The sequence below is a fragment of the Pseudomonas sp. 05N432 genome (genome assembly GCF_056396945.1).
The window spans coordinates 74,298-98,391 of sequence record NZ_JBFTMM010000004.1; the positions used below are offsets into that span (position 1 = coordinate 74,298).

Here is a 24,094-nt window from a genome sequence, read left to right on the forward strand (position 1 = left end):
CTAGTCATTGCCGGGCGTGGGCTTTACCGCGAAGTGTGTGGGCTACATCCTCGATCACAGCACTTTCGCATAACTGCTCACTATGGAATGCCGCGATCTCATGAAGCGCAAGAACATTCTTTTCATCATGGCCGATCAAATGGCCGCGCCCCTGCTGCCATTCTACGGTTCATCGCCGATCAAGCTGCCCAACCTGAGCCGCCTGGCCGCGCAAGGCGTGGTGTTCGACGCCGCGTATTGCAACAGCCCATTGTGCGCCCCTTCGCGTTTCACCCTGGTCAGCGGCCAGTTGCCAAGCAAGATCGGCGCCTACGACAACGCGGCGGATTTTCCGGCAGACGTGCCGACCTATGCCCACTACCTGCGACGCCTCGGCTACCGAACTGCGCTGTCCGGCAAGATGCATTTCTGTGGTCCGGATCAGTTGCATGGCTACGAAGAACGCCTAACCAGCGACATCTACCCGGCTGACTACGGTTGGGCAGTGAACTGGGATGAACCGGACGTACGCCCGAGCTGGTATCACAACATGTCCTCGGTGCTGCAGGCCGGGCCCTGCGTGCGCACCAATCAGCTGGATTTCGACGAAGAGGTAGTGTTCAAGGCCCAGCAGTACCTGTTCGATCACATCCGCGAAGAGGGTGACCAGCCGTTTTGCCTGACCGTGTCGATGACTCACCCACACGATCCGTACACCATTCCCAAGGCCTTTTGGGATCTGTACGACGACCAAGACATCCCGTTGCCGGAAACGCCTGCGCAAACCGATCTCGATCCGCACTCCCAGCGTCTGCTCAAAGTGTACGACCTGTGGGACAAGCCGCTGCCTGTGGATAAGATTCGCGATGCGCGGCGCGCCTATTTCGGCGCGTGCAGCTATATCGACAGCAACGTCGGCAAACTTCTGCAAACCCTCGAGGATACGGGGCTGATCGACGACACCATCATCGTCTTCTCCGGCGACCACGGCGACATGCTCGGCGAGCGTGGGCTCTGGTACAAAATGCACTGGTTCGAAATGGCCGCCCGCGTGCCGCTGCTGGTCAGCGCACCGGGGCAGTTCGCCGCTGGGCGAGTCGGCGCTGCGGTGTCCACCGCCGACCTGCTGCCGACCCTGGTGGAACTGGCCGGAGGCACGTTGGAACCCGGCTTGCCACTGGACGGTCGCTCGCTGGTGCCGCACCTGCAAGGGCAGGGCGGACACGACGAAGTGTTTGGTGAATACATGGCCGAAGGCACCATCAGTCCACTGATGATGATCCGCCGTGGCGCGTACAAATTCATCTACAGCGAAGACGACCCGTGCCTGCTCTTCGACGTGCACAACGACCCGCATGAACAGGAGGAACTCAGCCAATCCACGCAACATCGTCAGTTGTTCGACGATTTTCTCGCCGAAGCACGGGCTAAATGGAATATCCCGGAAATCCACCAACAGGTGCTTGCCAGCCAGCGTCGACGACGTTTCGTCGCCCAGGCGCTGACCCTCGGCAAGCTGAAGAGCTGGGATCACCAGCCGCTGGTGGACGCCAGCCAGCAATACATGCGCAACCACATCGACCTCGATGATCTGGAGCGCAAAGCACGTTATCCACAACCCTGCCAAAACCAATAACGTAAGGGGAAGAACATGCAAAAGTTATCCACAGTACTGACGGCGGGGCTGCTGGCCTTGAGCAGCGTTTCGGCCTACGCCGAGCAGAGTTGCGACACGGTGAAAATGGCGGACCCCGGCTGGAGCGACATTGCCGCGACCAACGCTATCACCGGTTTCCTGCTGGACGGCATGGGCTACAAGGCCAAGGTCGACACCTTGGCGGTGCCGATCACCTTTGGCGGGCTCAAGGACGGCCAGGTCGATGTGTTCCTGGGTAACTGGATGCCGGCGCAGCAGGGCTTCTACGACAAGTTCGTGGCCAATGGCGATGTCACCCAACTGTCGAAGAACCTTGATGGCACCGAGTTCACCCTGGCGGTACCGGACTACGTGTGGGACGCCGGCGTGCATAACTTTGCCGACTTGAACAAATACGCCGACAAGTTCGACAAGAAGATCTACGGCATCGGCTCCGGCGCACCGGCGAACATCTCGCTGCAAGAGATCATCAAGAAGAACGATTTCGACCTCGGCCAATGGAAGCTGATCGAATCCAGCGAACAGGCGATGCTCGCCGAAGTGTCCCGCGCGGTTAAAAAGCAGAAGTTCGTGACCTTCCTCGGCTGGACCCCGCACCCGATGAACGTGCAGCTGAAAATGCATTACCTGAAGGGCGGCGAGAAGTACTTCGGCGACACCGGCAGTGTCCACACCCTGACCCGCAAAGGTTATGCACAGGCCTGCCCGAACGTCGGCAAACTGCTGACCAACCTGAGCTTCACCCAGGAGATGGAGAACAGCATCATGGCTGAGGTGGTGAACAAGAAGGTCAGCAACGCCGACGCAGCGAAGGCATGGATCAAGGCCAATCCGGCGGTGCTGGACAAGTGGCTTGATGGGGTGAAGACCGTGGACGGGAAGGACGCGTTGCCGATCGTGAAAGCAAAACTTTAACCCTATGTGGGAGCGAGCCTGCTCGCGATGGCGGTGGATCAGTAAACAATGATGCTGAATGTACTGCCGTCATCGCGAGCAGGCTCGCTCCCACAAGGCCACGATCAGTGTCCGGGCCTGATATTCTTTCGCCAAAACCCCAATCAAGAGGCCCCATGGCAATCTCCAGACGCCATAAGCTCTTCCCCTTTCTCAGTTGGCTGCCCCGGCAAACCCGCGCCAGCGTTGGCCGCGACCTTGTCGTTGGCCTTAGCGGGGCGATTCTTGCGTTGCCGCAGTCCATTGCCTACGCCCTGATCGCCGGGTTACCCGCCGAATACGGCTTGTACGCTGCCATCATCCCGGTGTTGATTGCCTGCCTCTGGGGGTCGTCCTGGCATTTGATCTGTGGCCCGACAGCCGCGATCTCTATCGTTCTTTACGCCAGCGTCAGTCCCTTGGCCGTGCCCGGTTCCCAGGACTACATCACGCTGATCCTGCTGCTGACCTTCCTCGCCGGTATTTTCCAGTGGCTGCTGGGCATGTTGCGCTTTGGCGCGCTGGTGAACTTTGTCTCGCACTCGGTGGTGCTGGGTTTCACCCTCGGTGCGGCGGTGGTGATCGCCCTTGGGCAGTTGCCGAACCTGTTGGGGCTGGACCTGCCGAATCAGGCCACGGCGCTGAACAGCCTGGTGTCCTTGATCGGCGACATCGGTGCGCTGGATAAACCGTCGCTGGTGCTGGGCCTTGGCACACTGGCGGTAGGTATTGTGCTGAAACTGCTATTGCCACGCTGGCCGAGCCTGTTGATCAGCCTGATCTTCAGCGGCCTGTTGGTGTGGCTGTGGCCGTCGATGTTTGGCCATGTGAAGCTGGTCAGCTCGTTCGTGGGCCGATTACCGCCATTCAGCCCGTTGCCGCTGGATCTGGACCTGGTGTTGCGCCTGCTGCCCAGTGCGGTGGCAGTCGGCATGCTCGGGCTGGTGACCAGCCTGTCGATTGCCCGCTCCTTGTCGCAACGCTCGCAGCAGTTACTCGATGCGAATCAGGAGGTCCGCGCGCAGGGGCTTTCGAACATCGTCGGCAGCTTTTTCGCAGGCTCGCTGTCAGCTGGCTCCTTTACCCGTTCAGGATTGAGTTATGAGGCAGGTGCCTGCTCGCCACTGGCCGGGGTGTTCTCGGCGCTATGGGTGGCGCTGTTTGCGCTGACCGGGGCGACGCTGATAGCGCATATCCCGATTCCGGCCATGGCGGGGAGCATTTTGCTGATTTGCTGGGGATTGGTGGACCATCGCGGCATTCGCGCCTTGTTCCGGGTCAGCCATGCCGAATTCGCGGTGATGGCGCTGACGTGCGTCGCCACCTTGCTGCTGGAGCTACAAACGGCGATCTACGCCGGGGTGTTGGCCTCGCTGTTTTTCTACCTCAAACGCACCTCTCAACCCCGCGTGCAGCAGTGGCGCGTAGGTGATGAAGAGATTCTACGGTTCGGCGGCTCGATCTTCTTCGGCGCCAGCCACTACCTGCAAGTCCGCCTGCAACGCACTCAAGGCTTGAAGGTGGTGATCGAAGGGCAGTACATCAATTTCATCGACTATTCCGGCGTAGAGATGCTGCACCAGGAAGCGCGACGACTGCTCAGAGAAAACCGCAGCCTGATCCTGCGCCGGGCGCGGGGGCATGTGGTCGAGGAGTTGATAAAGCTCGAAGGGCCGGAGAAATGCCCGATCCGGTTTGAGGATTGAAACACGCAAATACCACGTCGAGCCCACCCCCTGTGGCGAGGGAGCAAGCTCCCTCGCCACAAAAGCCTAGAGCGCCAACTGGCGACGGAGCTCGGCCAGCACCGGTGCGGTGTCCGGGCGTACGCCGCGCCACAGGAAGAACGCTTCAGCGGCCTGTTCGGCGAGCATCCCCAAGCCATCCATCGACACTGCGGCGCCGTGTTCGCTGGCCCAGCGGCAGAACGAGGTCGGTTCCTTGCCGTACATCATGTCGTAGCAAACGGTCTTGCCCGGCTCGATCAGGCTGCTGGCAATCGGTGGTACATCGCCTGACAGACTGGCCGATGTCGCATTGATGATCAGGTCCACCGGCTCACGCAACCAGTCGAAACCGCTGGCGGACACCGGGCCGAGATCGGCGAACAGTTCAGCCAGCAACTCGGCTTTTTCCAGCGTGCGGTTGGCGATGATCACCGACGCCGGCTGCTCGGCCAGCAACGGCTCCAGCGCGCCACGCACCGCACCGCCAGCGCCCAGCAGCAGAATGCGTTTACCGCGCAGGCTGAACCCGGCGTTGACCGTCAAATCCCGCACCAGCCCGGCGCCATCGGTGTTGTCGCCCAACAGGCTGCCATCCGCCAGTTTGCTCAAGGTGTTGACCGCACCCGCTCGCTGGGCCCGTTCCGTCAGGCTATTGGCCAGACGATAGGCCTCTTCCTTGAACGGCACCGTGACATTGGCGCCACGACCTTCGCGGAAAAACTCCGTGGCACAACCGGAAAAGTCATCCAGCGGCGCCAGCAAGGTGCTGTAGTCCAGTTGCTGAGCGGTCTGCTCGGCAAACAGGCGATGGATCAACGGCGATTTGCTGTGGCCAATCGGGTTACCGAATACGACGTAACGGTCCATCAGGATTCCTCGTTCAGACGTTTGCCAACCAATCGCGATCTTGCAGGAAATACTCGGTCAGGCGCGCTTCTTCGCTACCAGGCTCGGGCTTCCAGTCGTAACCCCAACGCACTTGCGGCGGCAGCGACATGAGAATCGACTCGGTACGCCCGCCCGATTGCAGGCCGAACAGCGTGCCACGGTCGTACACCAGGTTGAATTCGACATAGCGCCCACGGCGAAACTCCTGGAACTCGCGCTGTTTCGCGGTAAAGGCTTGTGCTTTGCGGCGCTGAACGATTGGCAAGTAGGCGTCGATGTAGGCATCGCCGATAGCGCGCATGAAGGCGAAGCAGGTGTCGAAGTCCCACTCGTTCAGGTCATCGAAGAACAGACCGCCGATGCCACGGGGCTCGTTGCGATGCTTGATGTGGAAATAGCTGTCGCACCAGTCTTTGTAACGGCTGTAGACGTCTGGTCCAAAAGGCTCGCAGGCCTTCGCGGCCACCCGGTGCCAATGCACGCAGTCGTCTTCATTGCCGTAGTAAGGGGTCAGGTCGAAACCGCCGCCGAACCACCAGACCGGTTCTTCGCCTTCCTTCTCGGCGATGAAAAAGCGCACGTTGGCGTGGGACGTCGGCACATGCGGGTTGTGCGGGTGAATCACCAGCGACACGCCAAGAGCCTCGAAGCCGCGCCCGGCCAGTTCCGGCCGATGGGCGCTGGCGGACGGCGGAAGACCACTGCCAAAGACGTGGGAAAAGTTGACTCCGCCCTTCTCGATGACCGCGCCGTTTTCAATCACCCGCGTGCGACCGCCACCACCGGCAGGCCGGGTCCAGGCGTCTTCAACGAAACGAGTGCCACCGTCTTCGGCTTCCAGCGCAGCACAAATGCGGTCTTGCAGGTCGAGCAGGTAGGCTTTTACGGCCTCGGTGCGGGTAGTCATGGCATCACCTTGAATCGGGCAAAGCTACGCGGCGCACGATCAGAACGGCGGCCGGCGCAAATGGGCGCGTAGCATAACACTGCACTCGTGACCGTCGCAGTTGACGAAGATCAAGCTTAGGAGTCCGATAGGGGCCTTCGCCGAAAGACCGACGGCAAACACACCAAGGAGAGTGCAGATGGCCAAACGTATCCAGTTCCGTGCCCATGGCGGCCCCGAAGTGCTTGAGTATGTGGATTATCAGCCTGCCGAGCCGGGCCCCCAGCAAGTACGCGTCAGCAACAAGGCTATCGGTCTGAATTTCATCGACACCTATTACCGCAGCGGCCTCTACGCGCCGCCCGCCCTGCCATCGGGCCTGGGCGCGGAAGGCGCGGGCGTGGTTGACGCGGTGGGCAGCGACGTCACGCGTTTCAAGGTCGGTGACCGCGTGGCCTACGGCAGTGGCCCACTGGGTGCTTACAGTGAGATGCATGTGTTGCCGCAAGACAATCTGGTGCATCTGCCGGACGCCATCAGTTTCGAACAGGCCGCGGGCGTCATGCTCAAGGGCCTGACCGTGCAGTACCTGTTGCGTCAGACCTACGAACTCAAGGGTGGCGAGACCATCCTGTTCCACGCCGCTGCCGGTGGTGTCGGTTCGCTGGCCTGCCAATGGGCCAAGGCCTTGGGCGTGAAGTTGATCGGTACCGTCAGTTCGCCGGAAAAAGCCGCACTGGCAAAATCCCTCGGCGCCTGGGCAACCATCGACTACAGCAAGGAAAACGTCGTACAGCGCGTGCTGGAACTGACTGACGGCAAAAAGGTGCCGGTGGTCTACGATGGCGTTGGCAAGGACACCTGGCTGACTTCGCTCGACTGCGTAGCGCCACGCGGGCTGGTGGTGAGTTTCGGCAACGCATCGGGCGCAGTGGACGGCGTCAACCTGGGGATTCTCGCGGCGAAGGGCTCGCTGTACGTGACCCGGCCAACCCTGGGGACTTACGCCAACAACGCTGAAAACCTGCAAACCATGGCCGACGAGCTGTTCGGGATGATCATCAGCGGCCAGTTGAAAGTGGACATCAACCAGCGTTATCCACTGGCTGACGCGGCTAAGGCGCAGATTGAATTGTCGGCGCGGCGTACTACCGGGTCGACGGTGCTTTTGCCTTAAGGTTTATGGTGTCTGTCAGACCCTCATCGCGAGCAGGCTCGCTCCCACAGTAGATCTTTAGTGAACACAAAATTTGTGTACGACATAGGTCCAGTGTGGGAGCGAGCCTGCTCGCGATGGGATCACCTCGGTCTCAAGCCGGGCGCACCACATTGCCGGTCGCCAGATCTCGAATCAGGCTCGGGTTTTTACGTCCGCCCAGATTCCCGCCCAACACCAGGTCGATCTGTCCGCGGAAATACTGCTCGACGCGAATTCGCGAACGCGCTGCCGGCCGGCCTTGCAGGTTGGCTGAAGTCGACACCAATGGCCCGACCAACGCACACAAATCCCGCACCTGAGGGTGATCGCTAACCCGCAACGCCACGGTCTCATGCACTCCGGTGATCCATTGCGGCAGCATGTTTTGATGGGGCACCAGCCAGGTGTTCGGCCCCGGCCAGGTGCTGGCCATGCGATCCATCCACAGCTCCGGGAAGTCTTCGAACAGGAAGTCGAACTGGCGAATATTGTCGGCAACCAGGATCAGGCCCTTTTCCACCGAACGGCCCTTGATCGCCAGCAAGCGATACACCGCCTCTTCGTCCCAAGGGTCGCAACCCAGACCCCAGACAGCTTCGGTTGGGTAGGCAATCACCGCCCCTGCGCGAATAGCTTGTGCGGCTTGTTGCACACGCCAACTGTTGACCATTACCGACTCTCCAAAATAAGGCTGTGCGCAGTTTACCGATCTTTCATGAACCTAGCTTACGCGCGCAAACCAGCGTCCGCCTTCACTCACTGCTCGACCCTCCATTTCAAGCTCCGTCAGCGCCGCCAATACCTTCGGCAACGCCCATCCCGCCGCGTCGGCCAAGGCCTCGCTGGTATGCGGGGCGGCAAACAGCAGGCACAGCAACGGATGATCGACGGGCGCCGCAGCGTCTGTGGATAACGGCAGATTCTGCCAACCGCGCAGGCCTTCGAGGATATGTTCGATGGTTTCCACCAATACCGCGCCGTCACGGATCAACTGGTGGCAACCACGAGCCCCGGGGTGATGGATCGATCCTGGAATGGCATACACCTCGCGTCCCTGTTCCGCCGCCAGCCGTGCAGTGATCAGCGAGCCGCTGGCGACACTGGCCTCGACCACCAGCACGCCGAGGGATAAACCGCTGATGATCCGATTGCGCCGCGGGAAGTTGCTGGCCTGCGGTCCGGCGTCCAGCGGGAACTCGGAAACCACTGCACTGCCTTGCGCAATCATCGCGTCGGCAATTCGCCGATTGCGCTGTGGATAAAAATTTTCCAGACCGGTGCCGAGCACTCCGACGGTCTGCCCACCGACGTCCAGCGCGGCTTGATGCGCCGCCGCATCGATCCCCAATGCCAGACCGCTGGTGATGACAAAACCGGCGCCCGCCAGGCTGCGGGAAAACGCCGCGGCGGTGTCCGTTCCCGGCCTCGATGCGCGTCGGCTGCCAACCATCGCCAACTGCGGCTTTTCCAGAATGCCCGGATCGCCCGCGACAAACAGCAGCGGTGGTGGATCACTGATTTCTGCCAATAGTGCCGGGTAGCCCGGCTGGTCAAACATCAGTAAATGCTGGCCCTCACGCTCTAGCCAGGCCAATGCGTGGTAGGCGCCGTCGCGAATTTCAGGGCTACGCCTGGCCTCGGCACTTGCCGCTGGCACCCCCAACGCACGCCAGGCAGAGGCCGGTGCGCTGATGGCTTTCGAGGCTGAACCAAAGGCTTCGAGCAACTTTTGAAAACGTCGAGGGCCGAGCTCCGGAAGACGATGCAAACGCAAACGCGCTTCCAGTTCCGCGGGTGAAACCTGCGTAGGTGCGAACAGCGGCATAAGATCATCCTTGATCGTTATTGGTCGTGTTGAATCAGCAACAAGCTGTGGATAAGTCTGTTGGTAACTTGTTGAGTCTTTTACGGATTACGCACCTTGTCCATCACAGCCAGGGAGCGCGAAGCATTGAGTACCAAGCCATAACTGAGCTTTTCATAGGTGCGAAAGATCATCAGCAAACCGGCGCGCTCATCCGGGATTTTCACCTGCTCGCCCGTAACCCGGTCACGCACGGTTTCACCGGTTTTCATTACCACCAGCACGTTGCCTTCGGCCAAGCCGTCGCGCTGGCCCTTGTTCAAAGTAACCACATCGAGCGCACCGATCTGCGTAACCCCCCGTGGCACGTCGATGATCAAGCCATGAATATCGGTTTTCGGCGCGCTGGGCATGAAGGTCGAGTTGATTGCCCGTTCTTCGCCGCTGAACAAACGATCGCCGAGTCGAACCTCTTGAGTGGTGCGTTGCAAGGCGAGGGTGGCGACATCGCCTTCAGTGGCGATGATCTCGCCGCCGCCGATGTCGTCGGCGTTGATCCCCAGAAACTCTTTGCTTTGCGGGTCGCTGTAGACCTTGCCCTGACGGAAAATGCCGTACACCGAATGCTCCGGGTCGAACTTGCCGCGTGCGTAGATGCGATCGCCCATGCCGCTGAGTACCCGTTCGGCGTCGCCGGCAACGATGTACGGCGCCTTGTTGAAGTCTTCGACGTTGTCGATGATGCGGTTGCTCAACAGGAAACTGTTGATCGAGCGCAGCGGAATACTCGGAATGGCGTCGGCCATCGGCGTGCTGCGCACTTGTGGCGAAAGCTTGATAGTGCCGCGTGAAGCCCCGCGATTGAGGGTCAGGCGCGGTTGCCCGTTGATATAGACCAGCGACAGCGAGTCGCCAGGATAGATCAGGTTGGGGTTTTCGATTTGCGGGTTGGCCTGCCAGAGTTCGGGCCATTTCCAGGGTTCGCGAAGGTATTTCCCGGAGATGTCCCAAAGTGTGTCGCCCGCCACCACCGTGTAATGCTGTGGAAAACCTTCCTTGAGTTGCACTTGTCCGTGTGCCAAACCGGCCGAGGCCAGAAGCAGCAAGGCGAGTAGTGATTTCCTCATGCGGTGAATCCCTTTATTATGTGCATTCGAGTAGAACGCCAGAGCCCTCGTGGCCCACTCCCCCCTTTCTTAATGAAAAGAAGGGAGCTACGTTTTACAACGGTAGCCTGCATCTTCGGACCCGCCAGGCCATCGGCCCAGACTTTACTTCACACGTGCAGCAATTACGCTTATGGCTATTTTGAACATCCTCGAATTTCCCGACCCGCGCCTGCGTACTATCGCCAAACCGGTGGCCGTAGTGGACGACGAAGTGCGGCAGTTGGTCGATGACATGTTTGAAACAATGTATGAAGCACCCGGCATCGGCCTTGCGGCGACCCAGGTCAACGTGCACAAACGTATCGTGGTCATGGACCTTTCCGAAGACCGCAGCGAACCTCGGGTGTTCATCAACCCCGAGTTCGAAGTCCTGACCGACGAAATGGGTCAGTACCAGGAAGGCTGCCTTTCGGTACCGGGCTTCTACGAAAACGTCGACCGTCCGCAACGCTTGAAGATCAATGCCCTGGACCGTGACGGCCAGCCTTTTGAACTGATCGCCGAAGAACTGCTGGCGGTGTGCATTCAGCACGAATGCGACCACCTCAACGGCAAATTGTTCGTCGATTACCTGTCCACGCTCAAACGCGACCGGATCAAGAAGAAGCTGGAAAAGCTCCATCGCCAGAACGCTTGATGCCCTTCCAAAGGCTTGCTGCGGCAAGCCTTTTTCTTTTCCGCGTGTTTCCAACCGAGAATTCCCATGACTGAGCCACTGCGCATCGTCTTTGCCGGCACCCCCGAATTTGCCGCCGAACACCTCAAGGCCCTGCTCGACAGCCCTTATGAGATCGTTGCGGTCTACACCCAACCGGATCGCCCGGCGGGTCGTGGGCAAAAGCTGATGCCGAGCCCGGTCAAGCAGTTGGCTCTGGAGCACAACATCCAGGTGCTGCAGCCACCAACCCTGCGCAACGCTGAGGCCCAGGCCGAACTGGCCGCGCTCAAGCCGGACCTGATGGTCGTCGTGGCCTATGGTCTGATCCTGCCGCAAGTGGTGCTGGATATTCCGCGTCTGGGTTGCATCAACAGCCACGCCTCGTTGCTGCCACGCTGGCGCGGTGCGGCGCCGATCCAGCGCGCCGTCGAAGCGGGCGACGCTGAAAGCGGCGTGACCGTGATGCGCATGGAAGCCGGCCTCGACACCGGGCCGATGCTGCTCAAGGTCACCACACCGATCAGCGCTGATGACACCGGTGGCAGCCTGCATGACCGTCTCGCCGAGATGGGCCCGCCAGCAGTGGTTCAGGCGATTGCCGGGCTGGCCGCCGGTACGCTGGAAGGCGAAGTGCAGGACGATAGCCTCGCTACTTATGCGCACAAACTGAACAAAGACGAAGCGCGCATCGACTGGAGCCGCCCAGCGGTTGAGCTGGAGCGTCTGGTTCGCGCGTTCAATCCGTGGCCGATCTGCCACAGCACGCTCAATGGCGAAGCCTTGAAAGTACTCGCTGCCAGCCTCGCCGAAGGCAAGGGCGCACCGGGCGAGATCCTCGGCGCCAGCAAAGACGGCTTGATCGTCGCCTGCGGTGAACAGGCGCTGTGCCTGACGCGCCTGCAATTGCCTGGTGGCAAGGCGCTGAACTTCAGCGACTTGTTCAACAGCCGTCGTGAGAAATTTGCCGTTGGCACCGTCCTGGGCCAAGCGGTGGACGCCCAATGAACCCGCGTCTGGCCGCCGCCAAGGCCTTGGCCGCCGTCCTTAACGGCAAGGCTTCGCTGAACAGTTCGTTGCCGACGCAACTGGACAAGGTCGAAGACCGCGATCGCGGTTTCACCCAGGACCTGGCCTTCGGCACCGCGCGCTGGCAACCGCGCTTGTCGGCACTGGCGGCCAAGCTGCTGCAAAAGCCTTTCAAAGCCGCCGATGCTGACGTCGAAGCGCTGTTGTTGGTCGGCCTTTACCAGTTGCTGTACACACGTGTCCCGGCCCACGCCGCCATCGGTGAAACCGTGGGCTGCGCCGACAAGCTGAAAAAGCCTTGGGCCAAAGCCCTGCTCAACGCCGTGCTGCGCCGTGCCCAACGTGAAAGCGAAGCCCTGCTGGCCGAGCTTGAGCACGATCCGGTGGTGCGCACCGCGCACCCGCGCTGGCTGCAAAAATCCCTCAAGGCGTTCTGGCCTGAACAGTGGGAAGCCATTTGCGCCGCGAACAACGCGCACCCGCCGATGATTTTGCGGGTCAATCGTCGTCATCACACTCGCGATGCCTACCTCGCCTTGCTGAGCGATGCCGGTGTCGCGGCCAAACCGTGCGTGTTCAGTCGGGACGGCATCGTGCTCGACACGCCGGGCGATGTGCGCCAACTGCCGGGTTTCGCCGAAGGCTGGATCAGCGTGCAGGACGAAGCTGCGCAACTGGCAGCGGACCTGCTGGACCTGGCACCGGGTCAACGGGTGCTCGACGCCTGCTGCGCACCGGGCGGCAAGACCTGCCACATCCTCGAAGTCGAGCCAAAACTGGCCGGCGTAGTGGCCGTGGACCTGGAAGCCAAGCGTCTGGTGCGCGTGCGGGAAAACCTTGAGCGGCTGGGCCTCAGCGCCGAATTGATCGCCGCCGACGGCCGCGACACCCAAGCGTGGTGGGACGGCAAGCCGTTCCAGCGCATCCTGCTCGACGCGCCCTGCTCGGCGACCGGCGTGATTCGTCGGCACCCGGACATCAAACTGACCCGCCAGCCGGATGACATCGCTGCGCTCGCAGTGCTTCAGGGCGAACTGCTCGACGCGATGTGGCCGACCCTCGACGTCGGCGGCATCCTGCTCTACGCCACCTGCTCGACCTTGCCGACCGAAAACACCGAAGTCATCGAAGCCTTCCTTGCTCGCACGCCGGGCGCTCGTGAACTCGACATCGCCAGCCAGGCCGGCATCAAGCAACCGCATGGCCGCCAGTTGCTGGCGCAAGAGGGCGGTCACGACGGGTTCTACTACGCCAAGCTGATCAAGATTGCCGCCGCACGCGGTTAAGCGGATTTCAAGGGAGTGAGCGGATGAAGATCATCATCCTCGGCGCCGGGCAGGTCGGCGGTACGCTGGCGGAACACTTGGCCAGCGAAGCGAACGACATCACCGTGGTCGACACCGACGGCGAACGCCTGCGTGACCTCGGTGACCGTCTCGATATCCGTACCGTGCAAGGTCGCGGCTCGTTCCCGACGGTGCTGCGCCAGGCCGGCGCCGACGACGCCGACATGCTGGTGGCGGTGACCAACAGCGACGAGACCAACATGGTCGCCTGCCAGGTCGCGCACACCCTGTTCCACACGCCAACCAAGATCGCCCGGGTGCGCGAAGCCGCGTACCTGACCCGCGCCGGCCTGTTCGACAACGATGCGATTCCGGTCGACGTGTTGATCAGCCCGGAACAAGTAGTGACCCACTACATCAAGCGCCTGATCGAGCACCCCGGCGCCTTGCAGGTCATCGACTTCGCCGAGGGCAAGGCCCAGCTGGTGGCGGTCAAGGCCTACTACGGCGGACCGCTGGTGGGGCAGCAATTGCGCCAGTTGCGCGAGCACATGCCGAACGTCGATACCCGCGTGGCAGCGATTTTCCGTCGTGATCGGCCGATCCTGCCGCAAGGCGATACGGTGATCGAAGCCGACGACGAAGTGTTTTTCATCGCGGCCAAAGCGAATATTCGCGCCGTGATGAGCGAAATGCGCCGGCTCGACGAAAGCTACAAACGCATTGTCATCGCCGGTGGCGGGCAGATCGGCGAGCGGCTGGCCGAGGCCATTGAAAGCCGTTATCAGGTGAAGATCATCGAGATGAACCCGGCGCGCTGCCGCTACCTCTCGGACACCCTCGACAGCACCGTGGTGTTGCAGGGCAGCGCCTCGGACCGCGATCTACTGCTGGAAGAGAACATCGCCGACGCCGATCTGTTCCTGGCACTGACCAACGACGACGAAGCCAACATCATGTCGTCGCTGTTGGCCAAACGCCTGGGCGCGAAGAAGGTGATGACCATCATCAACAACCCGGCCTATGTCGACCTGATCCAGGGCGGTGATATCGACATCGCCATCAGCCCGCAACTGGCGACCATCGGCACTTTGCTGGCCCACGTGCGCCGGGGCGATATCGTCAGCGTGCACTCACTGCGTCGCGGTGCGGCAGAAGCCATCGAGGCGATTGCCCATGGTGACGCGAAGTCGAGCAAGGTGATCGGCAAGGCCATCGAAAACATCGTCCTGCCGCCGGGGACTACCATTGGTGCAATCATTCGCGATGAAGAAGTGTTGATCGCCCACGACGACACCGTGATCGAAGCCGGCGACCATGTGATTCTGTTCCTTGTGGATAAAAAGCATATTCGCGATGTGGAGAAGCTGTTCCACGTGGGGTTGAGTTTCTTCTGATCCCAAATCCGCATTGGCCGGGCTGGCTCAATCGCGAGCAGGCTCGCTCCCACAGTGGATCCGGTTGTACACAAAATCGGTGTCCACTGAAGATCACATGTGGGAGCGAGCCTGCTCGCGATAGCGGCCCCACTAAAACAGATCAATCCCTGACACTCCTCAACAAGGAATCCACCCGATGATCGAATCCCTCGAAAAAATGCTCGCCAAGGGTGTGGATAACTCGTTGCTGCGCTTCGGTCTGGGCAAGGGTTATCTGGATCTGGGAGAAAATGCCAAGGCGGCTGAGCATTTCAGCCGCTGCGTGGAATTCGACCCGAAATACTCGGCAGCCTGGAAGTTGCTGGGCAAGGCTTATTTGGCACAGGCAAACCATGCAGCTGCCCGTCAGGCCTGGGAGCAAGGCCTGGAAGCAGCTCGCGCGCATGGCGACAAGCAGGCGGAAAAGGAAATGACGGTGTTTCTGAAGAAGCTTGACCGGTCAGGCAACTGATCAAAAAACGCTCAACTCAAAGGTAACGCAGGCCGATGCCTTCCGCGTCGACCTGCACCACTTCCATGCGCACTCGCGGCGCACCGCACGGCAACCCCTGCACCTGACCATAGACGACCGCGCCCTTGGCCAACGCCGCAAGCGTCGGATGCTTCACGTAGACGCCACTGGCAGAAAGGTTGCGAGTCTGGCCCAGGCACTCGCCGAAGCTCTCGTGCTGGATCTTGATTCGAAATGACTTACGGTGTTCGGACATCTTCTGCGCCCTTGATTGAACGGTTGTGGATAACCCCAGCCCAAGGTTATCCACAGATCATGCCAGCCGGATCAATACCAGCGTGCTTCGCCCGGCGGGCGTTTCTTGAAGCGCTTCATGCTCCACATGTATTGGCTCGGGTAAGCCCGCACATATTTCTCGACGATCTGGCTCATGGCCGCGCAGGACGTCTCGGTATCGGTGCTGTACATGGCCTCGGGCGCAGCTTCCAGGATCACTTTGTAGCCTGAACCGTCCGGCAGGCGCAGGGCGTGCAGGAAGACGCCGACCGCTTTGCCGCCCGCCAGCATGTTCGGCACGAACTTGCTGGTCAAAGCCTTGGTGGCGAAGAAGGGCACAAAGATCCCGGCGGATTCGGCCGGTTCCGGGTCAGCCGGAATCCCCACTGCACCACCTTTGCGCACTTCCTTGATGACACTGAGGATGCCTTCCTTGGTGGACGCCGCCACGCGGTTGCCCAATTGCACCCGCTGTTTGCGCAGCAATTCATCCACCGCCTTGAGCTTGGGCGGACGGTAGAAAATGATCGGTTTGCACTGGCTGCAATAGAAGTGGTTCAACACTTCCCAGTTACCCAGGTGACTGGTGATGCCGACCACGCCTTTGCCGGAAGCCAGCGCGTCCTTGAGCACATCGAGGCCTTCGACTTCACGCACCAGATCGATGGAGCGCTGGGCCGGCCAGATCCAGGCGCAGGCGCTTTCGGTCAATGATTTGCCGATGTCCATCAGGCTCTGTCCAACTAAACGCTCGCGCTCGGCGGCGTCCATTTCGGGGAAGCACTTGGCGAGGTTGATGCGCACTACGTCGCGGGAACGGTTAGGGGTTTTCCACATGACCCAGCCAATCGCCGCGCCTACCGTTTGCACCGCCCGCCACGGGAGCAGGGCAAACAACCGCAGAGCGCCTACCAGCAAGGCGCCTTTAAACTTATCCACAGGTCACTCCTGATCTTCTGAACCGACGTCATGAACCTTGTCGCGAGCCGGCTATTCTAACCGCCCACTGCGCAAGATGGCGTAACGATCACAATCGGTGGTGTGATCCATGACCATGCCCGAGGCCTGCATCAAGGCATAGCAGATGGTCGGGCCGACAAACGTGAAGCCGGCTTTTTTCAGACCTTTGCTCATCTCCACGGCGGCCGGCGTCACGGCCGGCACTTCGCTGCGATCCTTGAAATGATTGATCTGCGGGACGCCGCCGACAAACGACCAGAGCAGTTCCACCGGGTCCTCCAGCGCCATCCAGGCCTGGGCGTTGCGCCGTGCGGCGTTTAGTTTCAGACGGTTGCGGATGATCCCCGGATCGAGCATCAAATCGTCGATTTCGGCGTCGCTCATCTGCGCCACCCGCTGCACATCGAAGCCGAACAACACCTCACGGTAGCGCTCGCGCTTCCTCAGCACGGTGATCCAGGACAGGCCGGCCTGGAACCCTTCGAGCAAAAGCAACTCGAACAAGCGCTGCGCATCGCGTAGCGGTACGCCCCACTCCTGATCGTGATAAGCCATGTACAGCGGATCTTCGGAACACCAAAAGCAGCGTGGCATAAGGCTCCAGGGGGCGTGCGGACGAATGAATCGGGTATACTCCCGCTCTTTAAATCGCAGCCCAAGAAACAGGTGAATTTCGTGAGCCAGCCTACGCCAGCCGTGCGTACCTTCCAAGACTTGATCCTCGCCCTCCAGCAATACTGGGCCGAGCAAGGTTGTGTGGTACTTCAGCCCTACGATATGGAAGTAGGCGCCGGCACTTTCCATACTGCCACGTTCCTGCGCGCCATCGGCCCGGAAACCTGGAACGCCGCTTATGTGCAGCCCAGTCGTCGCCCGACTGACGGCCGCTACGGCGAAAACCCGAACCGTCTGCAGCACTACTATCAGTTCCAGGTAGTTCTGAAGCCGAACCCGGACAACTTCCAGGAACTGTACCTGGGCTCCCTCAAGCACGTGGGCCTGGACCCATTGGTGCACGACATCCGTTTCGTCGAAGACAACTGGGAATCGCCGACCCTCGGTGCCTGGGGCCTGGGCTGGGAAGTCTGGCTCAACGGCATGGAAGTAACCCAGTTCACCTACTTCCAGGCGGCGGGCGGCATCGAGTGCTACCCGGTGACCGGCGAGATCACCTACGGCCTCGAGCGTCTGGCCATGTACCTGCAAGGCGTGGACTCGGTCTACGACCTGGTCTGGGCTGACGGTCCGTTCGGCAAAGTGACCTACGGCGATGTGTTCCACCAGAACGAAGTGGAGCAGTCGACCTACAACTTCGAACACGCCAACGTCGAGAAGCTGTTCGAACTGTTCGATTTCTACGAAAGCGAAGCCAAGCGCCTGATCGAACTCGATCAACCGCTGCCGCTGCCAAGCTACGAAATGGTCCTGAAGGCCTCGCACACCTTCAACCTGCTGGATGCACGCCGGGCGATCTCGGTGACTGCGCGTCAGCAATACATTCTGCGTGTTCGCACCCTGGCGCGTTCCGTTGCGCAAGCCTACCTGCTGGCTCGCGCCAAGCTGGGCTTCCCGATGGCGACCCCGGATCTGCGTGATGAAGTGTTGGCTAAGCTGGAGGCTGCACAATGAGTGCTCAAGATTTCCTGGTTGAACTGGGCACCGAAGAGCTGCCACCCAAGGCCCTGAACACCCTGGCCGAGGCGTTCCTCGCCGGTATCGAGAAGGGCCTGCTGGCCGCTGGCCTGGGCTTTGAAGCCAAGCAGGTCTACGCCGCACCGCGTCGTCTGGCCGTGCTGATCACCAAACTGGCCACTCAACAACCGGATCGCAGCATCAACCTCGACGGCCCGCCACGTCAGGCCGCGTTCGATGCCGAAGGCAATCCGACCCAGGCCGCCCTGGGCTTCGCCAAGAAGTGCGGCGTAGAGCTGAGCGAAATCGATCAAAGCGGGCCGAAGCTGCGTTACAGCCAAAGTATCGCCGGCAAGCCGACCGTCAGCCTGTTGCCGACCATCGTCGAAGACTCGCTGAACGACCTGCCTATCCCGAAGCGCATGCGTTGGGGTGCTCGCAAGGAAGAATTCGTTCGCCCAACCCAATGGCTGGTGATGCTGCTCGGTGACCAGGTCATCGATTGCACCATCCTCGCCCAGAAGGCCGGTCGCGACTCCCGTGGCCACCGCTTCCACCACCCGGAAAGCGTGCGCATCACCTCGCCAGCCAACTACCTGAACGACCTGCGCGCAGCCTACGTACTGGCCGATGCCAATGAGCGCCGCGAGCTGATCAGCACGCGTACCGCCGAGTTGGCCACTCGTCAGGAAGGGACCGCGATCGTTCCGTCGGACCTGCTCGACGAAGTGACCGCGCTGGTGGAATGGCCAGTACCGCTCGTGTGCTCGTTCGAGGAGCGTTTCCTCGATGTGCCGCAAGAAGCCCTGATCACCACCATGCAGGACAACCAGAAATACTTCTGCCTGCTGGATGCCGACGGCAAGTTGCTGCCACGTTTCATTACCGTGGCCAACATCGAGAGCAAAGACCCGCAGCAGATCATCGACGGTAACGAGAAAGTGGTTCGCCCACGCCTGACCGACGCCGAATTCTTCTTCAAGCAAGACAAGAAGCAGAAACTCGAAGACTTCAACCTGCGCCTGCAAAACGTGGTATTCCAGGAAAAACTCGGCAGCGTCTACGACAAGGCCGAGCGCGTTTCAAAACTGGCCGCATTCATCGCTCAACGCATTGGCGGCAACGCCTCGTGGGCGGCGCGTGCAGGACTGCTGTCGAAGTGCGACCTGGCAACCGAGATGGTCGGTGAGTTCCCGGAAATGCAAGGCGTCGCCGGTTACTACTACGCTCTCAACGATGGCGAGCCGGAAGATGTCGCACTGGCGCTGAACGAGCAGTACATGCCGCGCGGTGCCGGCGCTGAACTGCCGACCACCCTGACCGGTGCGGCCGTGGCCATCGCCGACAAGCTCGATACCCTGGTCGGGATCTTCGGTGTCGGCATGCTGCCAACCGGTAGCAAAGACCCGTATGCCCTGCGCCGTGCTGCGCTGGGCGTGTTGCGGATCCTGATCGACAAGAAGCTCGACCTCGACCTGACCGACGCCGTGGCGTTCGCTGTCAATGCGTTCGGCAGCAAGGTCAAGGCTGCCGGCCTGGCTGATTCAGTGCTGGAGTTCGTCTTCGACCGTCTGCGTGCCCGTTACGAAGACGAAGGCGTGGATGTCGCCACTTACCTGTCGGTTCGTGCCCTGAAACCGGGCTCGGCCCTGGACTTCGATCAGCGCGTACAAGCGGTGGAAGCGTTCCGCAAACTGCCGGAAGCCGCTGCACTGGCTGCGGTGAACAAGCGCGTATCGAACCTGCTGAGCAAAATCGAAGGCAGCGTGCCAAGCACCGTTGAAGCCAAGTACTTCGACAACGCCGCCGAATTCTCCCTGTACTCGGCGATCCAGCAAGCGGATCAAGCGGTGCAGCCAATGGCTGCAGCCCGTCAGTACAGCGAATCGCTGGCACGTCTGGCCGCGTTGCGCGAGCCGGTCGATGCGTTCTTCGAAGCCGTGATGGTCAACGCGGAAGACGCCAAGGTCCGCGCCAACCGTTATGCACTGCTGGCGCGTTTGCGCGGTCTGTTCCTTGGCGTTGCCGACATCTCGTTGCTGGGTTGAGGAGCTGCTGTTGAAACTGCTGATTATCGATCGGGACGGAGTGATCAATTACGACTCCGACGCTTACATCAAGTCGGTGGAAGAGTGGATTCCGCTCCCGGGCTCGATCGAAGCCATCGCGCAGTTGAGCAAGGCCGGCTGGACGGTAGCTGTCGCTACCAACCAGTCCGGCATTGCTCGCGGCTACTACGATGTCGCCACCCTCGACGCCATGCACGAGCGCTTGCGCACGTTGGTGGCAGAGCAGGGCGGCGAGCTCGGCCTCATCGTCTATTGCCCGCACGGGCCAGACGAAGGCTGCGATTGTCGTAAGCCAAAACCCGGCATGCTTAAAACCATTGCCGCACATTACGACGTGGCGCTGACTAATCTATGGTTCGTCGGCGACAGTCTCGGTGACCTGGAGGCGGCAAAGGCCGTCGACTGTCAGCCAGTTTTGGTAAAAACCGGTAAAGGCGAAAAGACTCAGGGCAAGACCCTACCGGTAGGTACTTTGATTTTTGACGATCTGGCGGCGATTGCCGCAGAACTTATCCACAACTAGGGCGATTCTGACATCCTGATCAAGGATTGTTCGGGTGCGCACTTTTAATAGGCAAATGCCGCTATGTCGATCTTGCAGGCAATCAGAACCTTTCTTTTTTACCTGCTGCTGGGCACCAGCTCGTTGCTCTGGTGCAGCCTGAGCTTTTTTATCGCGCCTTTTTTACCGTTCAAGGCGCGCTACCGTTTCATCAACGTCTACTGGTGCCGCTGCGCGCTGTGGCTGAGCAAGGTGTTCCTGGACATTGACTATGAAGTCAAAGGCGCCGAGAACATTCCCGACCAGCCGTGCGTGATTCTGTCGAACCACCAGAGCACCTGGGAGACGTTCTTTCTGTCGGCCTACTTCGAGCCATTGAGCCAGGTGCTCAAGCGCGAACTGCTGTATGTGCCGTTCTTCGGCTGGGCGATGGCCATGCTGCGACCAATCGCCATTGACCGCGACAACCCGAAAGCCGCGCTCAAGCATGTGGCGAAGAAGGGCGATGAGCTGCTCAAGGACAACGTCTGGGTGCTGATCTTCCCGGAAGGCACCCGCGTTCCGTTCGGCACCGTCGGCAAGTTCTCCCGTGGTGGCACGGCGTTGGCGGTCAACGCGCAGTTGCCTGTGCTGCCAATCGCCCATAACGCTGGCAAGTTCTGGCCGAAAACCGGTTGGCTGAAAACACCTGGCACCATCACCGTTGTTATCGGTGCACCGATGTATGCAGAGGGCAGCGGCCCACGGGCGATTGCCGAGCTCAACGACCGCGCTGCGGCCTGGAACGAGCAGACCCAGCGGGACATGGGTTCGCTACCGCCACTGCCTGCTGCGGCGGATAAAGAGACTGTCTGACGTTCTGTGGATAACCTGTGTACCGTTTTGTTGAAAAGCGTCTTATTTGTTAGCTAAATTTATGATTTATATAGATATTTATTAAGCTCATAAAACGCTGAAAAACGTGCATAAGTTTTCACGACGCAAAAAAAAACCGGCTATTTGCGCCGGTTTTTTTATGCCTGTTTCAACCCCCCGGTTATCACGCGATCCGTAGCAGCTGCCGAGCCTGCGAGGCAGCGTTCGGCTCGGTCCGCGCTCGGGCGGAGCAGTCGTAAAATCAGGTAACGCATTCTTTCAGGTAAACCGCATACACAGGATTTGCGAGGACTTCGCCCGATCGCGGTCCGCCTCGAACGCAGCCTCGCAGGCTCGACAGCTGCTACGGAGGGAAATGCTTCACTCCTCCAGCAACGGCAGTTGAACGCTGAACGTCGTACCTTGCCCAACCTGGCTTTCACAGAAAATCCGTCCACCGTGGCGATCCACCACGGCCTTGACCATCGACAACCCCAGGCCCAGTCCCTCACTGCCTTGAGATGAAGCAAAGCGCTTGTACTGGCTGAACAATTCGGGGAGTTCGTCGGCTGAAATACCTTTGCCCTGGTCGGCGATCTCGCAGGTCAGCCAGCCCTGTGCGCAACTCACCCGCACGCTGACCTGCGAACCCGCCGGGCTGTACTTGATGGCGTTTTCCAACAGGTTGAACAGCGCCCGGGTCAGCAACGACTGATCGGCCAGGACCATGCCTTCCGCTTCTTCATCCAGATCGTGCAACAGCTCGATCTGCTTGAGTTGCGCGATACTCATCGCCTGATCAAACGCGTCAAGCACCAGCATCGCGAACATGCTCGGTTCGAACTGGTACGCCTCGGATTCGGCTTTGGCCAGCTGCACAAAGGCCTCGGTCAGGCTCAAGGCTTTGCGTACCTGCAACTCGATCTGGCTGAACAACTGCGCGTCCCCCGTGCCTTGGTGATACTGGACGTCGAGCAAGGCCAGAATCACTGAATGGGGCGCGCGCAGGTCATGGGAAAGAAACCGCAGCAGCACCGCGCGCTGTTCCTCGGCATCGCGCTCGACGCTCAGATCCGTCAGGCTGAGCAACCAGCCAATCGCCGTTCCGCCTTCAGCCGGCAGCAATGGCGCCAGGTCCATACGCAAACTTCGCCCTTGGGTATCGCGAAACTCGTTGGTCTCAAGCGTCGACAACACAGGACTTCCCTGCTCGAGCAGCCCCGGATAACCAATCTCCGAGAGCCGTCGCAGCAGGTCTTCGCCGACCAGATCGCTGCCAAATACCCCCCGCGCATTGCGGTTGGCCAAAAGGATCCGTCCGTTGGGATCGCTGATCAGCGTCGCCACCGGCAGGTATTCCAGACCGTCGGCGATGAACCGTCGGGTATCGCGGGTCCGGCTCATCGCCTGTTCCAGCGCGACGATCTGCCCCTGCAATACATCGCCGGCCGGTGACGGCGTGCGGCGGCGCTCTGGAAACACTTTCGGTTCGCTATCAAGCCGTGCCAGTTCCCAGCCGAAGTAAGCGAGCACTGCGCTCAAGCGTCGCCAGTTCCAGATCAAATACCCCAGCAGCATCCCCAGCAAACTGGCGCTGGGCGACCACCACCAACCGGCGCGGAGCAACAACGCCGAGGCGACCAGTGCCATCGCCATGCAGCCCAGGGTCAACCACAAGGCACGCCGTGGACGGAACAGCAGCAAGGCCAGCAGCAACGCGACGATGGCCGTCGACAACCCGACCGCCCAGCCATCGGCAAGTACCACGATGCTGCGGTGTTGCAGCAAACCATTGAGGATGTTGGCTTGAATCTCGATACCCGGTGTGGTGCCGATGCTCGCCGACTGCGGTGTCACATAGCGGTCGCCCAACCCAGGCGCCGTAGAGCCAATCAGGATCAGGCGATCACGCAGCAGTTCGGGTGGCACTTCGCCCCGCAGCACGCTGACGTAAGGGACGCTGGGGAAACCCGCATTCGCGCTGATAAAGGGAATTCGAATGCCGTTGGTTCGTTGCCAGCCTTGAACCGTCAATGAGAATGGCGAGCCGGGCAGGGAATCCGAGCCATCAGTGGTCATCTCATAAAGCAGCCAGGCCAGTTGCGCCCTTGGGTTGCGCTCAGGGCCTTCGCGCAGGTACACGCTGCGCACGATGCCATCAGCGTCCGCCTCGGCGTTGATATGCCCGATACCTTTGGCACAGAGCCTCAACGGTGCCACGGGTTCGATTTCACCCAGCGGCTGCCCATAACGGGCAACCCCTTCGCGCAGCAAAGGCACGAACACGTTGCCAGCCCGGCATGCAGCGTGTGCCAGGCGCAGGTCGTTGTCGGGAAGTTTGTCTGGCTCGCTGAAAATGACGTCGAACAGCACGCCCTTGGCCTTTGCATCGCTGAGCCGATCCAGCAGGTCGGCGTGCAAGGTTCTCGACCAGGGCCACTGGCCGAGTTGCTGCAAGCTGTAATCGTCGATGGTGACAATAAGGATTCGCGGATCAACGGGTAGCGGACTGAGCCGACGCAGGTTGTCGTACAGCAGATTGCTCAGCGTCAGCCCATGGTTCAAGGACAGAAGCGCCGTCAACGGCAGCAGGATCAGGCTGACCCACAGCCATTCACGGACCATCCGACGAAACAGCTGCTGGGCCTGGGTCGGCCCGCGCCCCTCCTTCCTTGGCCAGTGTTTCATCGACAATGGGC

Annotated in this window: 22 protein-coding genes; 13 read left to right on the forward strand and 9 right to left on the reverse strand. The window is 60.6% G+C overall.

The window, feature by feature from the left end; translation table 11 throughout:
- Nucleotides 1-100: 100 nt before the first annotated feature.
- The 3 genes from betC (at nt 101) to AC1DHT_RS06035 (ending at nt 4,275) form a co-directional block, all read left to right on the forward strand.
- Nucleotides 101-1,615, forward strand: a complete 1,515-nt coding sequence (betC, locus tag AC1DHT_RS06025; protein ID WP_427542188.1) for a choline-sulfatase — start codon at nt 101-103, stop codon at nt 1,613-1,615.
- Between the two features lie 15 nt (nt 1,616-1,630).
- Nucleotides 1,631-2,551: a choline ABC transporter substrate-binding protein gene (gene choX / locus AC1DHT_RS06030; RefSeq protein WP_427542191.1), complete on the forward strand. Its 921-nt coding sequence runs from the start codon at nt 1,631-1,633 to the stop codon at nt 2,549-2,551.
- 155 nt (nt 2,552-2,706) lie between these two features.
- Nucleotides 2,707-4,275 carry a SulP family inorganic anion transporter gene (locus AC1DHT_RS06035; protein WP_427542194.1) on the forward strand — a complete coding sequence of 523 codons (1,569 nt, stop codon included), beginning with the start codon at nt 2,707-2,709 and terminating at the stop codon, nt 4,273-4,275.
- A 66-nt stretch (nt 4,276-4,341) separates the two neighbouring features.
- On the opposite strand, the gene aroE is transcribed toward AC1DHT_RS06035, so the two are convergent.
- Complete coding sequence (aroE, locus tag AC1DHT_RS06040) at nt 4,342-5,163, reverse strand: shikimate dehydrogenase (protein ID WP_427542197.1); 822 nt, start codon at nt 5,161-5,163, stop codon at nt 4,342-4,344.
- A gap of 13 nt (nt 5,164-5,176) precedes the next feature.
- Nucleotides 5,177-6,091, reverse strand: a complete 915-nt coding sequence (gene hemF / locus AC1DHT_RS06045) for an oxygen-dependent coproporphyrinogen oxidase (protein WP_427542200.1) — start codon at nt 6,089-6,091, stop codon at nt 5,177-5,179.
- 178 nt (nt 6,092-6,269) lie between these two features.
- Here hemF and AC1DHT_RS06050 point away from each other — a divergent pair, with 178 nt between their 5' ends.
- Nucleotides 6,270-7,247 carry an NADPH:quinone reductase gene (locus AC1DHT_RS06050; protein ID WP_054594897.1) on the forward strand — a complete coding sequence of 326 codons (978 nt, stop codon included), beginning with the start codon at nt 6,270-6,272 and terminating at the stop codon, nt 7,245-7,247.
- A gap of 133 nt (nt 7,248-7,380) precedes the next feature.
- On the opposite strand, the gene tsaC is transcribed toward AC1DHT_RS06050, so the two are convergent.
- The 3 genes from tsaC to AC1DHT_RS06065 form a co-directional block, all read right to left on the reverse strand.
- The gene (gene tsaC / locus AC1DHT_RS06055; protein ID WP_427542203.1) at nt 7,381-7,938 is read right to left on the reverse strand and encodes an L-threonylcarbamoyladenylate synthase type 1 TsaC; all 558 of its coding nucleotides are present in this window, start codon (nt 7,936-7,938) and stop codon (nt 7,381-7,383) included.
- 51 nt (nt 7,939-7,989) lie between these two features.
- Nucleotides 7,990-9,093, reverse strand: coding sequence for a DNA-processing protein DprA (dprA, locus tag AC1DHT_RS06060; RefSeq protein WP_427542206.1), 1,104 nt, complete (start codon nt 9,091-9,093; stop codon nt 7,990-7,992).
- 80 nt (nt 9,094-9,173) lie between these two features.
- Nucleotides 9,174-10,199 (reverse strand): LysM peptidoglycan-binding domain-containing protein, encoded by a 1,026-nt coding sequence (locus AC1DHT_RS06065; RefSeq protein WP_429539601.1) that lies wholly within the window; start codon nt 10,197-10,199, stop codon nt 9,174-9,176.
- A gap of 172 nt (nt 10,200-10,371) precedes the next feature.
- On the opposite strand from AC1DHT_RS06065, the gene def reads away from it, so the two are divergent.
- From def to AC1DHT_RS06090, 5 genes are all read left to right on the forward strand, one after another.
- On the forward strand, nt 10,372-10,878 hold the full coding sequence (def, locus tag AC1DHT_RS06070; protein WP_427542212.1) for a peptide deformylase: 507 nt from the start codon (nt 10,372-10,374) through the stop codon (nt 10,876-10,878).
- A gap of 66 nt (nt 10,879-10,944) precedes the next feature.
- Nucleotides 10,945-11,904, forward strand: a complete 960-nt coding sequence (gene fmt, locus AC1DHT_RS06075; RefSeq protein WP_427542215.1) for a methionyl-tRNA formyltransferase — start codon at nt 10,945-10,947, stop codon at nt 11,902-11,904.
- On the forward strand, nt 11,901-13,211 hold the full coding sequence (gene rsmB, locus AC1DHT_RS06080) for a 16S rRNA (cytosine(967)-C(5))-methyltransferase RsmB (protein WP_103314872.1): 1,311 nt from the start codon (nt 11,901-11,903) through the stop codon (nt 13,209-13,211). The genes fmt and rsmB overlap by 4 nt, the downstream gene beginning before the upstream one ends.
- Nucleotides 13,212-13,234: 23 nt before the next feature.
- The gene (gene trkA / locus AC1DHT_RS06085) at nt 13,235-14,608 is read left to right on the forward strand and encodes a Trk system potassium transporter TrkA (protein ID WP_054594890.1); all 1,374 of its coding nucleotides are present in this window, start codon (nt 13,235-13,237) and stop codon (nt 14,606-14,608) included.
- A 178-nt stretch (nt 14,609-14,786) separates the two neighbouring features.
- Nucleotides 14,787-15,101, forward strand: coding sequence for a tetratricopeptide repeat protein (locus tag AC1DHT_RS06090; RefSeq protein ID WP_427542220.1), 315 nt, complete (start codon nt 14,787-14,789; stop codon nt 15,099-15,101).
- A 16-nt stretch (nt 15,102-15,117) separates the two neighbouring features.
- Here the strand turns inward: AC1DHT_RS06090 and AC1DHT_RS06095 are convergent, their stop codons facing one another.
- From AC1DHT_RS06095 to tag, 3 genes are all read right to left on the reverse strand, one after another.
- Nucleotides 15,118-15,357, reverse strand: coding sequence for a PilZ domain-containing protein (locus tag AC1DHT_RS06095; protein ID WP_054594888.1), 240 nt, complete (start codon nt 15,355-15,357; stop codon nt 15,118-15,120).
- 71 nt (nt 15,358-15,428) lie between these two features.
- Nucleotides 15,429-16,316: a lysophospholipid acyltransferase gene (locus AC1DHT_RS06100; RefSeq protein WP_427542223.1), complete on the reverse strand. Its 888-nt coding sequence runs from the start codon at nt 16,314-16,316 to the stop codon at nt 15,429-15,431.
- A gap of 51 nt (nt 16,317-16,367) precedes the next feature.
- Nucleotides 16,368-16,931, reverse strand: coding sequence for a DNA-3-methyladenine glycosylase I (gene tag / locus AC1DHT_RS06105; RefSeq protein ID WP_427542226.1), 564 nt, complete (start codon nt 16,929-16,931; stop codon nt 16,368-16,370).
- Nucleotides 16,932-17,012: 81 nt separating this feature from the next.
- Between tag and glyQ the strand changes: the two genes are divergently transcribed.
- The 4 genes from glyQ (at nt 17,013) to AC1DHT_RS06125 (ending at nt 21,395) form a co-directional block, all read left to right on the forward strand.
- Complete coding sequence (glyQ, locus tag AC1DHT_RS06110) at nt 17,013-17,966, forward strand: glycine--tRNA ligase subunit alpha (RefSeq protein ID WP_031319418.1); 954 nt, start codon at nt 17,013-17,015, stop codon at nt 17,964-17,966.
- Nucleotides 17,963-20,017: a glycine--tRNA ligase subunit beta gene (gene glyS, locus AC1DHT_RS06115; RefSeq protein WP_427546492.1), complete on the forward strand. Its 2,055-nt coding sequence runs from the start codon at nt 17,963-17,965 to the stop codon at nt 20,015-20,017. Before glyQ ends, glyS begins: the two co-directional genes overlap by 4 nt.
- A gap of 4 nt (nt 20,018-20,021) precedes the next feature.
- Nucleotides 20,022-20,561 carry a D-glycero-beta-D-manno-heptose 1,7-bisphosphate 7-phosphatase gene (gene gmhB, locus AC1DHT_RS06120; protein WP_427534409.1) on the forward strand — a complete coding sequence of 180 codons (540 nt, stop codon included), beginning with the start codon at nt 20,022-20,024 and terminating at the stop codon, nt 20,559-20,561.
- A 63-nt stretch (nt 20,562-20,624) separates the two neighbouring features.
- A complete protein-coding gene (locus AC1DHT_RS06125) occupies nt 20,625-21,395 on the forward strand; it encodes a lysophospholipid acyltransferase family protein (protein ID WP_103314870.1) in 771 nt (256 codons plus the stop codon).
- 381 nt (nt 21,396-21,776) lie between these two features.
- On the opposite strand, the gene AC1DHT_RS06130 is transcribed toward AC1DHT_RS06125, so the two are convergent.
- Nucleotides 21,777-24,083, reverse strand: a complete 2,307-nt coding sequence (locus AC1DHT_RS06130) for a CHASE2 domain-containing protein (RefSeq protein WP_427546495.1) — start codon at nt 24,081-24,083, stop codon at nt 21,777-21,779.
- Nucleotides 24,084-24,094 lie beyond the last annotated feature (11 nt).

Bases quoted from the DNA above. Each gene is read 5' to 3' on its own strand.
- betC (WP_427542188.1), top strand. From the start codon at position 101: ATGAAGCGCAAGAACATTCTTTTCATCATGGCCGATCAAATGGCCGCG.
- choX (WP_427542191.1), top strand. From the start codon at position 1,631: ATGCAAAAGTTATCCACAGTACTGACGGCGGGGCTGCTGGCCTTGAGC.
- AC1DHT_RS06035 (WP_427542194.1), top strand. From the start codon at position 2,707: ATGGCAATCTCCAGACGCCATAAGCTCTTCCCCTTTCTCAGTTGGCTG.
- aroE (WP_427542197.1), bottom strand. From the start codon at position 5,163: ATGGACCGTTACGTCGTATTCGGTAACCCGATTGGCCACAGCAAATCG.
- hemF (WP_427542200.1), bottom strand. From the start codon at position 6,091: ATGACTACCCGCACCGAGGCCGTAAAAGCCTACCTGCTCGACCTGCAA.
- AC1DHT_RS06050 (WP_054594897.1), top strand. From the start codon at position 6,270: ATGGCCAAACGTATCCAGTTCCGTGCCCATGGCGGCCCCGAAGTGCTT.
- tsaC (WP_427542203.1), bottom strand. From the start codon at position 7,938: ATGGTCAACAGTTGGCGTGTGCAACAAGCCGCACAAGCTATTCGCGCA.
- dprA (WP_427542206.1), bottom strand. From the start codon at position 9,093: ATGCCGCTGTTCGCACCTACGCAGGTTTCACCCGCGGAACTGGAAGCG.
- AC1DHT_RS06065 (WP_429539601.1), bottom strand. From the start codon at position 10,199: ATGAGGAAATCACTACTCGCCTTGCTGCTTCTGGCCTCGGCCGGTTTG.
- def (WP_427542212.1), top strand. From the start codon at position 10,372: ATGGCTATTTTGAACATCCTCGAATTTCCCGACCCGCGCCTGCGTACT.
- fmt (WP_427542215.1), top strand. From the start codon at position 10,945: ATGACTGAGCCACTGCGCATCGTCTTTGCCGGCACCCCCGAATTTGCC.
- rsmB (WP_103314872.1), top strand. From the start codon at position 11,901: ATGAACCCGCGTCTGGCCGCCGCCAAGGCCTTGGCCGCCGTCCTTAAC.
- trkA (WP_054594890.1), top strand. From the start codon at position 13,235: ATGAAGATCATCATCCTCGGCGCCGGGCAGGTCGGCGGTACGCTGGCG.
- AC1DHT_RS06090 (WP_427542220.1), top strand. From the start codon at position 14,787: ATGATCGAATCCCTCGAAAAAATGCTCGCCAAGGGTGTGGATAACTCG.
- AC1DHT_RS06095 (WP_054594888.1), bottom strand. From the start codon at position 15,357: ATGTCCGAACACCGTAAGTCATTTCGAATCAAGATCCAGCACGAGAGC.
- tag (WP_427542226.1), bottom strand. From the start codon at position 16,931: ATGCCACGCTGCTTTTGGTGTTCCGAAGATCCGCTGTACATGGCTTAT.
- glyS (WP_427546492.1), top strand. From the start codon at position 17,963: ATGAGTGCTCAAGATTTCCTGGTTGAACTGGGCACCGAAGAGCTGCCA.
- AC1DHT_RS06125 (WP_103314870.1), top strand. From the start codon at position 20,625: ATGTCGATCTTGCAGGCAATCAGAACCTTTCTTTTTTACCTGCTGCTG.
- AC1DHT_RS06130 (WP_427546495.1), bottom strand. From the start codon at position 24,083: ATGAAACACTGGCCAAGGAAGGAGGGGCGCGGGCCGACCCAGGCCCAG.